Annotated in this window: 9 protein-coding genes; 3 read left to right on the top strand and 6 right to left on the bottom strand. The window is 61.0% G+C overall.

The features are described from left to right. Positions 1-369 precede the first annotated feature (369 nt). On the top strand, positions 370-747 hold the full coding sequence (locus PSH88_RS02115) for a DUF6124 family protein (protein WP_305424719.1): 378 nt from the start codon (positions 370-372) through the stop codon (positions 745-747). Between the two features lie 120 nt (positions 748-867). On the opposite strand, the gene PSH88_RS02110 is transcribed toward PSH88_RS02115, so the two are convergent. The 6 genes from PSH88_RS02110 to pilG all read right to left on the bottom strand — a co-directional run bounded on the left by PSH88_RS02110 (position 868) and on the right by pilG (position 10841). Beyond that, positions 868-1326, bottom strand: coding sequence for a chemotaxis protein CheW (locus tag PSH88_RS02110; protein ID WP_305424718.1), 459 nt, complete (start codon positions 1324-1326; stop codon positions 868-870). Beyond that, complete coding sequence (locus PSH88_RS02105) at positions 1319-7222, bottom strand: Hpt domain-containing protein (protein WP_305424717.1); 5904 nt, start codon at positions 7220-7222, stop codon at positions 1319-1321. The genes PSH88_RS02110 and PSH88_RS02105 overlap by 8 nt, the downstream gene beginning before the upstream one ends. A gap of 37 nt (positions 7223-7259) precedes the next feature. Beyond that, entirely contained in the window at positions 7260-9308 is a 2049-nt protein-coding gene (locus tag PSH88_RS02100) for a methyl-accepting chemotaxis protein (protein ID WP_305424716.1), read from the bottom strand. A gap of 140 nt (positions 9309-9448) precedes the next feature. Beyond that, positions 9449-10003: a chemotaxis protein CheW gene (locus PSH88_RS02095; RefSeq protein ID WP_305424715.1), complete on the bottom strand. Its 555-nt coding sequence runs from the start codon at positions 10001-10003 to the stop codon at positions 9449-9451. Positions 10004-10013: 10 nt separating this feature from the next. Continuing rightward, complete coding sequence (gene pilH / locus PSH88_RS02090) at positions 10014-10379, bottom strand: twitching motility response regulator PilH (protein ID WP_007897961.1); 366 nt, start codon at positions 10377-10379, stop codon at positions 10014-10016. Positions 10380-10436: 57 nt separating this feature from the next. Continuing rightward, positions 10437-10841, bottom strand: a complete 405-nt coding sequence (pilG, locus tag PSH88_RS02085; RefSeq protein ID WP_038980984.1) for a twitching motility response regulator PilG — start codon at positions 10839-10841, stop codon at positions 10437-10439. Between the two features lie 233 nt (positions 10842-11074). Here pilG and gshB point away from each other — a divergent pair, with 233 nt between their 5' ends. Both gshB and PSH88_RS02075 read left to right on the top strand, forming a co-directional pair. Then, positions 11075-12028 carry a glutathione synthase gene (gshB, locus tag PSH88_RS02080; RefSeq protein WP_038980983.1) on the top strand — a complete coding sequence of 318 codons (954 nt, stop codon included), beginning with the start codon at positions 11075-11077 and terminating at the stop codon, positions 12026-12028. 77 nt (positions 12029-12105) lie between these two features. Then, entirely contained in the window at positions 12106-13005 is a 900-nt protein-coding gene (locus PSH88_RS02075) for an energy transducer TonB (protein ID WP_305424713.1), read from the top strand. The last annotated feature ends 90 nt before the right edge of the window (positions 13006-13095 follow it).

Raw genomic sequence — 13095 nt, 5'->3', positions numbered from 1 at the left:
GCCTGGGGTTTTGTGTTTAAAAGTTTGTCTGTAGGAACGGTGTGAGGCTACGCAGTCTGGCGTCGCTGCCTACAGCAATGCCGGAACCCGCTGACTGGTGCGGTTTTGCGTTGATCTTTATCGTTTGGGGGTCGCTGCAAACTCAGCGACCGGGATTGGAACCCCGTGGTGTTAACGAGGCAAAAGCGCCTTTCATAACGTATGCTTGCGCACCTTTAATGTGTGCACTCCGTTATGGCGGCTGTGCGCGGGAGACCTTAGTGTCTGTCGGGTTTTGTCCGTTTGCCCGGGTTCCAGCCCGCGTACAGCTGCCACCCCTTCGATTGGAACCCGATGGAGCAGCTGAAACTCATTAAATGGAGCTTCACTATGTTCAAAGCTACTCCCAATCCCCCGGAAACCGACGTCGATTCCCAAGCCTCCCTCGATGCAGAAAAAATGAAGGAAGCCGCCGACCGCGCCTTCTCCCATTACTTCCCCCCACTCCACGAAAAACCGGCCAAACGCCGCAAATCCCAGCTCTTCACCGTCTCCCCCGATATCGACACCGAAGCCCTTCTGGCCAATGCCTCCGAAGACCTGCTGTCCATCAGCGCCATTGCGGCCGATCTGGCGGACGATGTGGAAGGCTCACGCCGCTCCGTAGCCTTGGCGCTCAGCCGTTTGGCCGATGGCGTGCAGTTGTTGGTGGAGCGCGTGCTGGATCATCATGAGTCGTTGCAGATGAAGGCTCGGGCCGGGGTTTAGCGCACAAACGATCGTTCCCACGCTCTGCGTGGGAATGCAGCCCGGGACGCTCTGCGTCCCTTTCGCGAGATGGAACGCGGAGCGTCCCTTGAGGCATTCCCACGCGGAGCGTGGGAACGATCAGTGGGCTAACCCTGCTGTAACAAGCAGGTCTTCCAGCGCGAGCAAGTCAGGCACCTTCGCCACTTGCTCACCCACCTGCACCGCCGCCTTCTCCAGCGAACACAACGGTACATCCACATAGCTCAACTGACTGTCGAGCTTGTAAGAACGCGGAATCCCCTGCACCAGCAGCGCAATGAACTTCAGCTCAGGCCGCCCGCCAAGGGCATTGAGAATGACGATCCGCGCCCGTTCCCCGATCGCGACTTTATTGCCACACGCCGACTCGAAACTGAGCAATGGAATTTGCCGTTCCCGCCACGCCACCCGCCCCAGATACCACGGTGGTGTATCGAGATCGAAAGCCCCCGGCTGATAGTCGATCAGTTCAGCGACAGCGACGTTGGGCAGGATCAGGTTGCGGTCGGCCAACGGTAGCAACAGGCCGGTGAGGTTGCTGGAGCGGTGTTCATGCATGGGTTTTGCTCCACCGGGCGATGCTGTCGAGCAGCACCGATTCCTGGTATGGCTTGCCGAGGTAGTCGTTGACGCCGATGGCCATGGCGCGGTCGCGATGTTTCTGGCCGGTGCGGGAGGTGATCATGATGATTGGCAGATGCTGCAAGCGTTCGTCAGCGCGCACCTGAGTCGCCACTTCGAAGCCGTCCATGCGCGGCATTTCGATGTCCAGCAGCATCAGGTCGGGCCTGTGTTCTTCCAGCAATAGCATGGCGTCGACACCGTCCTTGGCGGTCAGCACGTTCATGCCGTGGCGCTCCAGCAAACGGCTGGTGACCTTGCGCACGGTGACCGAATCATCGACCACCAGCACCAGCAACGGTCGTTGCGACTCGGGCTCTACGTCCTGGGTCACCGGCCGTTGCGGCACCCGCGCTTGCATCGCGCGGATCGGCGCCAGCAGGTCGAGAATCAGCACCACCCGGCCATCACCCAGAATCGTCGCGCCGGACAAACCCTGCACCGCGGCGAATTGCGGGCCAAGGCTTTTGACCACGATTTCCCGGGTGCCGGCCATGGCATCCACTTGCACCGCGACATGCCGCTCGTTGCACTGCACCAGCAACACCGGCAACGGCAGGCTCTGGCCCAGTAGTTTCGGACGGGTGCTGGTTTTCAGCAGTTCGCCGAGATAGCACAACTCATAACGCTGCCCGGCGTATTCGTAGGTTGGCGGATCGAGCCGGTAATGCCCTTCCAGTTCGTTGGGCAACACGCGAACGATGCCGTCGATGGTGTTCAGCGGGATCGCGTATTGATCCTCCCCGCATTGCACCATCAGCGCGCGGTTGACCGACACGGTGAATGGCAGGCGAATCCGGAAATGCACGCCCTGACCCGCCACAGAGTCGATGATCATGCTGCCGCCGAGCTGCCGGACTTCTTCGTGAACCACGTCCATGCCGACGCCACGCCCGGAGATCTGGGTGATTTTCTCGGCGGTGGAGAACCCCGGTTGCAGAATGAATTGCAGCACGTCGTGATCGCTGATGTCGCTGTCCGGGTCGAGCAGCCCGCGTTTGATTGCCTTGCGTCGCACGGCGTCCAGCGGCACGCCGGCACCGTCGTCGCGGATGTCGAAAATGATGTCGCCGCCCTCTCGCGACAGGTCGAGGGTGATCTTGCCTTGGGCCGGTTTACCCGCCGCGATCCGCACCTCGGCCGATTCCAGCCCATGGTCGACGGCGTTGCGCAGCATGTGTTCCAGCGGCGCGGCCATGCGTTCGAGGACGTTGCGGTCCATCTCGCCTTCGGCGTTGCCAACGACGAAGTCCACGTCCTTGCCCAGTTCGCTGGCGACCTGACGAACGATACGCTTCAAACGCGGCAGCATTCGCTCGAACGGCACCATGCGCGTGCGCATCAGGCCTTCTTGCAATTCGGTGTTGATGCGGCCTTGCTGTTGCAGCAGGTTTTCCGCGTCGTGATTACGCCGCTCGAGGGTTTCCTTGAGGTCGAGCAGGTCGGAGGCAGACTCGAACAGTGCCCGAGACAACTGTTGCAGCTGCGAGTGACGGTCCATCTCCAGCGGGTCGAACTCTTCGTAGCCCAAGCGCTCGGCGTCGACTTGCTGACGGCTGAGAATCCGCCCCTGGGTTTCGGTATCGAGACGGCGCAACTGGTCGCGCATACGTTCGATGGTGGTTTCCATCTCGCTCAGGGCCACCCGTGCGTCGTTGACCTGTTGTTCGATGCGGCCACGGAAGATTGAAGTTTCCCCGGCCAGGTTGACCAGGTCGTCGAGCAACTCCGCCGAAACCTTGACCGTGTCGGTGCCTTCGGATTGAGGTGCGGTTGGCTCGGTTTTAGGCGCTACAGGCAGCGTCACGGGTGCCGAAGTTTCGGGCACCGCCGGATGGCTGAAATTCTTGATCGCATCGATCAGCCGATCGGCCGGCGGCAATGGCTGACCGGCGCGGGTGGCGTCGAGCATCTGCGCCAGTCGGTCATGGCTGCGTTGCAACAACGAAAATAACTCGGTGGTGGGTTGCAGCACGCCCGCCGACAAGCCTTCGTAGAGGAATTCCAGTTCATGGGCCAGGTCGCCAATCGGCGCAATTTCCACCATCCGCGCGCCCCCCTTGAGGGTATGCAGATCGCGCAGCAGGGTTTCCACTTCCTGGCGATTCGACGGCTCGGCCTGCCAGCGCAGCAGTGCCGCGCCGGAGTTTTCGATGATGTCGAAACCTTCCTCGAGGAAGATCTCCAGAAGCTCGGAATCATGGCTCGCCGAATCATTGCTGGCCGCCGGTTCAATCACGTCCGCACTGCCGGCATTGCCCAAGCGAAACTCACGAATAGCCTGGATCAATTCGCACGGGTCGCCCAACGGACGGTTGTGCCGCAACTGATCAAGGAACATGGCCAGTCGGTCATGGCTCTCTTGCAGCAACTGCGCCAGCGCCTCGCTGTGGCTGTAGCGGCGATCCACCAGGCCTTCGTAAAGGCTTTCAAGCTCATGGGCCAGATCGCCGACCGGCTCGACCTCGGCCATCCGCGCGCCGCCCTTGAGGGTGTGCAAATCGCGCTGCAAGGACGACAGCGGCGCGGCGTTATCCGGGTCACTCAGCCAGCGCTGCAAGGCCTGGCCGGCGCTTTCGAGGATATCCACCGCTTCTTCAAGGAAGATCGAAACGATTTCGTCGTCCAGCTCAACCTGAGTCGCGCTCTGCTCCAGCTCGGCGGTGGCGCTGCCCAGTTCGCGGATGCTCAGGGTGCGACTGCCGTCGCTGCGGATCAGGCCCATGGACGAGGGGTCGAGACTCTCATCGAGCAAGCCACGCAAGGCCCGAACGCGCTCCGGTTGCGCAGTGACTTCCTGGCCGGCAGCCAGTTCGTCGAGCATGTTGATCAGCGCTTCATGGGCACTTTGCGCCTCATGGAAAAACCTGTCGCTGACCGCCAGACTGCTTTCTTCCACGGCGCCATACAGGTCGAGCAACGCTTCGCAGAGCTCATCCACCGGATGCAGATCGGCCAGGTGCGCGCCTTCGCCGAGGGTGGTCAGTTCGTCCAGCAGCGCGCTGAGTTCCTGCCGCTCGCCGGGATGCTGCTGCCAGCGCTGCAACAGGCTTTCGGCGTCCAGCAGGATGTCCATGCCCTGGGCGAGGAAGTTGTTGATCAGTTGCGGATCGCGCTTGATCCGCAGCCCCGTGTTGGGTGCGCTCGACAGGCTTTGCAGTCGCTCGGCCAGCACTGCGTGGGTCCGCTCGATCAATGAGCGGGCATCGGGAATGTCGGCCAACGGGTCGCTCTTGAGCTGTCGCAGCCCAAGGCGGAACAGCCCTTCGGCTTCCAGCAGCAATTCGACTTCGTCCAGGTCGAGGGCAATCCGGTGCGCCTTGTATTCCCGGGCCAGTTGATCCAGCGACGCCGCCAGCTCGGCAATCGGCAGCACGCCGGCCATCGAGGCGCTGCCCTTGAGCGTATGCAACGCCCGCTGCAACTCGTCGCTGGCCTGCAGCGGTACGTGCTCGGAGGCTTGGTCGAGGAAGCGGTTGAGGCTGCTCAAATGGGTTTCGGCTTCGTTGCGGAAGATCTCCAGCAACAGCGGATCGAGCGCCGCGACGTCCTGCACGTCCTCATCGGGCACCGGCTTATCACCCTTGGCGAGGGCATGGGCGCGGGCGGCCAATTGATCGACATCGTTGCGTTGGCGCTGGGCATTAGCGGCAAACTCGGCCACCAGTTCCGGCAACAGCTTCAGTGCATCGCCCACCAGTTGTTGCACCGCCGGCCCTGGGGCGACGCTGTGTTCAAGCACGCGGTTGAGCAGGTTTTCCACCGCCCAGGCCAACTCACCCAGCACCAGCGCACGGACCATCCGGCCACTGCCTTTGAGGGTGTGGAAGGCGCGGCGTAATTCACTCAAGACCGATGTGCTGTCGGGACTGGCCGACCAGCGCGGCAGATACTCCTCGAGAATTTCCAGCACCTCGTCAGTCTCTTCGAGGAAGACGTCTCGCAGCTCATCGTCCACCGGTACTTCACCGGCGGGTGGCGGCAACAGGCTACCCGGCGTGGTCAGGGCTGGCGGGTTGACGGACGACACCGGGCTGGCCAACACATCGGCCAGAGACTGAACAGTTTCGGGGTCGTCCAGTTCCTGCATGTCCTGCATGACCAGGGCTTCACTGGGGCTGAGTACATCCTTGAGCATCGGCACCTGCTGTTCGATGGGGAAGAAGCCGAGAGAGGCCAGGCCTTTTTCGGCGACGTCGAGCAGGTGTTCCCCCGGTGCTTGGGGGTCGTCGCTGAGGCGCTCCAGGTAATACTCGATGCTGGTGATGACGTCGGCCAGGCTGTCCAGTTGCTGCCAGCCGGGCTGGCCGGGGTCCACCAGCAGATGCTCGCGGATGAAGCCGTTGCAGGTCTCGACCAGGCTCGCCGCGCGGGTCAACGGAATCATCGCCAACGCACCGCGCACCTGGGTCAGCAACGCTGGCAAGGGTTGCAAATGCTGGCGGTCCCAGTCGGCGTCGATGTAGTCGACGATCATGTCCTTGGCCTGTTGCAGGCAAATGCGCGCTTCCTTGATCACGATCTGATGGATCTGCGTCAGGTCGGTGGTCGGCAGACGGCTGTCTTCCTGGCTTTCCGGCTCCACGGTACCGACCATGCCGGCCAGGGTCGCTTCGACGTAGAGCAAGGCCCCGGCGACGTCCATGAGGGTCGCGTCGTTGGGCTCACGCTGGCCCTGAGCGAGGCTTAGCACCACCGCCAGTTGATCGATGATGACCTTGCGCGGCTGGCCGAAACCGAGCACCGCCAGGGTGTCGGCGATTTGCCGCAGGGGCGCCAGCAGGCTCTCGAGGTCCGAGGTGTGCTGACGGTCGCTGCGCACGAACAAGTCAAGGCGCTCCTTGACCCGCACCAGCTCTTCGCACAGCGCCGACAATACCGAGCGCATGGCGTCGCGGTCAGGGCCGGCCAGCCGTGCCCGTTCTTCATCGACCATTGCGCCGTCGGGTAGCGCATCGTCAAGTGAGTAGCGATCTTTCATGGTCAGCATCTGCCCGGTGGGGTGTTCGGCCTTGGCAATATAGAACAACAAACTCTTGAGCAGCTCTGGCGGTGCCGGTTGATTGATCCCGGGCATGCCTTGTTCGAGCAAACGCTTGAGCTCTTTGTCGGCGTCCTTGAACAGGCTGCGCAACGCCGGGCTGTTGGCAATCGAGCCATTGCGCATGCCCTCGACCAGCGCCGAAGCGACTTGCCATAACGGGCTCAGGGGCGCATTGCCGCACAGCGCTTCGAGGCGCGCAAACACCCTGGCCAGATAACCGAAGTGGGTTTCGTCATCCTGCTCGCGCAACAAACCGACCAAGGCCATCTGCAACATCTGCCGCAATTTGCGCAGCACATTTGGCAAGTCGGACGGTTCCAGCAGCGCCAGGGCGTCTTGGCTCAGGGGCGGCAGCTCCGGTAGTTGCGGGCTGAACAGACTGGTTTCCGATAACAGGCTTTCGCCACGGGCGCTGCGCAGGTCGTTGATCAGCGGCAACACGACTAAAGGTAAATCGCGACGGGCGCCTTGCACCCGGTCGAGGTAAGTCGGCAATTGCCCCAGGGCGTGCAGCAACAGATGGATCGCCTCGTCACGATGGTTGACGCGGTTCTGCTGCAAGGCGCTGATCAGTTGCTCGATTTCTTCGGCGAGCAGGGCCGCGCCGTAAAACTCGACCATCTGCAAACTACCGTGAACCTGATGGACACAGGCCAGACACTCGCTCAGCGCGTGCGTCGCCTGCGGGTCGTCGATCAGGGTTTCGATTGCCTGATGAGCCTGCTTCAGCGTTTCGGCAATCTCGCCTTTGACCCACTCAAGGGCCACATAGTCGTGCCGATCACCCATAACCACTCCAATCAAGATGCATCCGCCCAGAGGCGGTTCAAGCGTTGTCCGCAGACTTGGCCGGCAAGGTGAAACCGGACACCGAACGTCGCAGCTGACTGGCCATTTTCGCCAGGTTGCCAATGCTCTCGGCGGTGGCGGTGGAGCCGGACGAGGTCTGCGTGGTGATCTGCTGGATCACGTTCATCGTCAGGGAAATCTGGCCGGCCGACGAAGTCTGTTGCTGCGCGGCGTTGGAAATACTCTGGATCAGTGCCGCGAGGGTCTTCGATACACCTTCGATTTCTTCCAGGGCCACTCCGGCATCCTGCGCCAGACGCGCGCCGCGCACCACTTCGGTGGTGGTCTGCTCCATGGAAATCACCGCTTCGTTGGTGTCGGTCTGAATCGCCCGCACCAGTGTTTCGATCTGCCGGGTCGCCGCGGACGAACGCTCGGCCAGGCGCTGCACTTCGTCGGCCACCACCGCAAAACCGCGCCCGGCATCACCGGCCATGGAGGCCTGAATCGCCGCGTTGAGGGCGAGGATGTTGGTCTGATCGGCAATGTCATCGATCAGGCTGACAATGTCGCCGATTTCCTGAGAAGACTCACCCAGCCGCTTGATGCGCTTGGCGGTGTCCTGAATCTGCTCGCGAATATTGTCCATGCCGTGGATGGTGTTGTGCACCACTTCGTTGCCCTTGTTGGCGATCTCCACCGAACGTTCGGCCACCGCAGAGGATTCGGCGGCGTTGGCCGAGACCTGATCGATAGACTGGGCCATGTCGTTGATCGCCGTCGAGGCTTCGGAAATCTGCTGGGCCTGATGCTCCGAGGCCTGGGCCAGGTGCATGGCGGTGGCCTGGGTTTCCTGCACGGCGGCAGCGACTTGGCCGGCAGTGAGGTTGATGGTCGCTACCAGATCGCGCAGTTGGTCGACGGAATAGTTGATCGAGTCGGCGATGGTCCCGGTGAAGTCTTCAGTCACCGAGGCGGTCACGGTCAGATCGCCGTCGGCGAGGTCTTCGATTTCGTCCAGCAAACGCATGATCGCGTTCTGGTTACGCTCGTTTTTCTCGGCGGTTTCACGCAGCTGACGGTTGGTTTCGCGCACCATCACCAGGCCGATGAGGATGATCGACATCAAGGCGAGCAAGCCCAGCACATAGCCGCCGATGGTATCGGTGTTGCGCCCGCCAGCGAGGTTTTCGAAACGGCTGGCCAGGTGCGAGGCTTCATCGAGCAGGGTTTGCGACAGGGTAAAGATGTTGGTGGCCGATTCGCGGACCTTGAACAGCTCCGGCGAGGTTTCGAGGATTTCGTCCACCGAACCCGAGACGAATTCGAACAGTTCGGAAATCTCGGTCAGCCGGGCGCGTGCATCACGGTCTTCGACCTGACTGATTTTCAGTGCCGAATTGCCTTGAAGCATGCCGTTGAGCACCAGGCCGAAACGCGCCGCGTCGCGACCGAAAGCATCGGCCGCCTGCTGCGAGTTTTCATCGCCGGACAGCACGGTGTTCACCGCTCCAAGAATCCGCTCGGCCAACAGCGACTGACGCTGGGCCATCGCCACCTGAGTGGCCGGGGCGCCACGTTGCAGGAGGGTTTCGACGACCTTTTCATACTCGACCTGCAACTGCGGCACGGTTTCGGCCAGCGTCGCGGCGACTTGATGCAACGACAACACGGTCTGTTCGCTGGAGAGAATGGCGTCAGTGTTTTTCAGCAAGCGCTCCCAATCCAGCTGTACGGCGCGCATTTCCGGGCGCACGGTGGACGGTGCCGGCGGCAGGCCGGTGGAAGGATCGCCTTTCTTCAGATAGCCCCAACGCTGGGCGAAGTCGTTGCGCGCATCGCTGAGCAACTTGAACGCCGCGGCCTTGCCAGCGGCGGCTTCAGTGGCGTTCTTGGCGATGCGTTGGGACAGCACGCGCAGCTCACCGGCGTGGCCGATGTACTGTTTGTCGTAATTCGCCTGGGTGTTGAGGTACGCGAAGTTGGCGAACAGCAGCATGATGAAGACGATCAGCGCGATGAACAGCACGATGATCTGCGACCGACTGCGCGACCCTTCTGGCTTGTCTGTTTTAGCTTTTATCATCGGTCCTCGCCTGTTAACCAACACCCTTGTGAGACCTGACAGGAACCCTGTGGGAGCGGGCTTGCCCGCGATGAGGGCGTGTCAGTCGACATTTATTGAACCTGACGCACCGCTATCGCGGGCAAGCCCGCTCCCACAGGTTATGCGGCGACGTTCATGAATCCTTGCGACTGCGCCAACGCAAACGGGCTGAACACCTGCCAATTCTGTTCCCGCTGAAACCGGCCTTTGACGAACGCCGACATCGGCCCTTGCAAGTCATCGGCCGGCACCGGCTCCAGACTGTCCTGGGCAAAGTGCTGCAAACCGAAGACCTCATCGACCATCAACCCTACAAACACATCGTTGTGTTCCACCACCAATATTCGCCGTTGCTTGCGCAAGGCAGGCAGTTCATGGCCGGGCTCATAACCATGAAAAAAGCCATGCAAATCCATGATCGGCAGCAGACGCCCGCGCAGGTTAGCCACGCCCTTGACCCAGGGTTTGACCCCCGGCAATTGTGTAACGCGCGGTTCGTGCAGGACTTCGCTGACTTCGCCCATGGGCGCGACGTACCAATGCTCGCCCAAACGAAAGCCGATGCCGCTCCAGCTGTCCTGGCGGATCGCCTGGGACGGCAGGTCCGCCGCCAGCAGACGACAGCGCTGGTCAATCTGCAGCAGCAGTTCGAAAGCCGTCAGCGACTCGGTCATGGCCGGACGATCAACCGGCCAGCACGTTGTTCAGGGTCTTGATCAGGGTGTCTTCGTCGACCGGTTTGGTCAGGTAGTCCTTGGCGCCCTGGCGCGTGCCCCAGACTTTGTCGGTTTCTTGATCCTTGGTGGTGATGATGATCACTGGAATATGCCCGGTTTCCGGGTCTTTGGTCAGCTGACGGGTCGCCTGGAAACCGTTGAGGCCGGGCATGACGATGTCCATCAGCACCGCGTCGGGTTTTTCCTGACGGGCCAGGGCCACGCCGTCGGCGCCGTTTTCGGCTTTCAACACCTCATGCCCGTGCTTTTCGAGCATGCCGGTCAGTTTGTACATTTCAGTCGGCGAATCATCGACGATCAGAATACGTGCCATGGTCTTCCCCATTCTTGTCGACACCGGGCCCCATGGCCGAGCATCACTGTGCGTGTCCTACTGCGGCGAAACGGCGGCAAAGCCCGGTACATGGGCCTGAATCGCGTTCAGCAGTTCTTCCTTGCTGAAAGGCTTGGTCAAAAACTGGTCGGAACCGACGATCCGCCCCTTGGCCTTGTCGAACAACCCGTCCTTGGACGACAGCATAATCACTGGCGTGGACTTGAACGCACTGTTGTTCTTGATTAAAGCGCAGGTCTGATAACCATCCAGACGCGGCATCATGATGTCGACAAAGATGATGCCGGGGTGATTGTCGGCAATCTTGGCCAGGGCATCGAAACCATCGATTGCGGTGATGACTTCACAGCCCACATTTTTCAATAGCGTTTCGGCGGTGCGACGAATCGTTTTCGAATCATCGATCACCATGACCTTCAAGGCGCTGGAATGCTGTTCCATAGGGGCTCTACCGTCGCCTTTGTGAATCAATATGTCCGTTTGCCACTCGTCGGTGGCCCGAAACCCTTGATACTCAAGGGCCAACACGGCATGGCAGCCTTTTTAGCACAGTCTCCCCATCCAATCTATCGGGCGACCCTGGCGGTGGTTTTTCCTTGACCGGGAACACACTCAGCGCCACTCTGACGCCACTTTTTCACAACACTTTCCACCCCAATTTCGAGGAAAACCCCATGAGCGTTCGCGTCGGGATTGTCATGGATCCTATCGCCAGCATCTCCTATAAAAAGGATAGCTCGCTGGCCATGCTGCTGGCCGCGCAAAAGCGTGGCTGGGAACTGTTCTATATGGAACAGCGCGATTTGTATCAGGCTGAAGGCGAGGCTCGCGGGCGGATGCGTCCGCTGAAGGTGTTCGCCAACCCGGAAAAATGGTTTGAGCTGGGCGCCGAAAGCGATGCGCTGCTGAGCGACCTGGACGTGATCCTGATGCGCAAGGATCCGCCGTTCGACATGGAATTCGTCTACTCCACGTATTTGCTGGAACAAGCGGAAAATGCCGGCGTACTGGTGGTCAACAAGCCGCAAAGCCTGCGCGACTGCAACGAAAAGCTGTTCGCCACGCTGTTCCCGCAGTGCACGCCGCCGACCATCGTCAGCCGTCGCCCGGATGTGTTGCGTGAATTCGCCGACCATCACGGTGACGTGATCCTCAAGCCGCTGGACGGCATGGGCGGCTCGTCGATCTTCCGGCACACCGCTGGCCACCCGAACCTGTCGGTGATCCTCGAAACCCTGACCTTGCATGGCCGTCAGCAGATCATGATCCAGGGTTACCTGCCGGCGATCGTTGATGGCGACAAGCGCATCCTGATGATCGACGGCGAGCCGGTGGATTACTGCCTGGCCCGGATTCCCGCGCTCGGTGAAACCCGTGGCAACCTCGCCGCCGGTGGCCGTGGCGAAGCCCGACCGCTAACCGAGAAAGATCGCTGGATCGCTGCGCAAGTCGGCCCGACCCTGCGTGAGAAGGGCTTGCTGTTCGTCGGTCTCGACGTAATCGGTGAGCATCTGACCGAAATCAACGTCACCAGCCCGACCTGCATTCGCGAGATCGATAACGCGTTCGGCACCGACATTGGTGGCCTTCTGATGGATGCCATCGATCAGAAGCTCAAGACGCGTTGATCGAGAACAGCCAAGAAACAACCAACATTGCGTTATCATCCCCGGCTTGTAAAAAACGCGATGTTGGTTTTCTTGTTATGACACTCCCGTCCGATCTGCCCCCAGAACTCGCCCACCGTGGCGTGCGTCCGGCTGATCGCCTCGGTTTTACCCTGTTTCTGGCGGCGCTGATTCACCTGGCCTTGCTGTTGGGCGTCGGGTTCTCCATGGTCGAACCCCAGCAAATCAGTAAAACCCTGGAAATTACCCTCGCCACTTTCAAAAGCGAAAAGAAGCCTGAGAAAGCTGATTTTCTCGCCCAGGAAAATCAGGAAGGCAGCGGCACCCTGGAGAAAAAGGCGATTCCCAAGACCACCGAGGTCGCGCCATTCCAGGACAACAAGGTGCAGCAAGTCACCCCACCGCCGGCGGCCAAGCCTCAAGTGCAGGAAGCCGCGCCCAAGACGTCTGTAACCACCGTCGCGCCGAAGCCGAAAAAAGCCGCAACCAAGACCGAAGAACCCAAGCCCCAAACCAAACCCCAAGTGGCGGCACCGACGTTCGACAGCGCGCAGCTGTCCAGCGACATCGCCAGCCTGGAAGCGGAACTGGCCAACGAACAACAGCTGTACGCCAAGCGCCCGCGCATCCACCGCTTGAGCGCCGCGTCGACCATGCGCGACAAGGGTGCCTGGTACAAAGATGAATGGCGCAAGAAGGTCGAGCGCATCGGCAACCTCAACTACCCCGACGAAGCCCGGCGCAAACAGATTTACGGCAATTTGCGACTGATGGTCTCGATCAACCGCGACGGTTCGCTGTATGAAGTGCTGGTGCTGGAGTCGTCCGGCCAGCCGTTGCTGGACCAGGCGGCGCAGCGCATCGTAAGGCTCGCGGCACCGTTTGCACCGTTTACCGGGGATCTGTCGGATATCGACCGTCTGGAAATCATCCGCACCTGGAAGTTTGCGCGCGGGGATCGGCTCTCCAGCAACTGACACCCCACGGATCCCTGTGGGAGCGGGCTTGCCCGCGATAGCGGTCTGTCTGACGCTACTATTTTGGATGTGCCGCCGTCATCGCGGGCA

Source organism: Pseudomonas wuhanensis, assembly GCF_030687395.1.
GTDB lineage: Bacteria > Pseudomonadota > Gammaproteobacteria > Pseudomonadales > Pseudomonadaceae > Aquipseudomonas > Aquipseudomonas wuhanensis.
The sequence above is the reverse complement of the archived record's forward strand: the minus strand, read 5'-3'. Positions and strand labels throughout refer to the sequence as shown.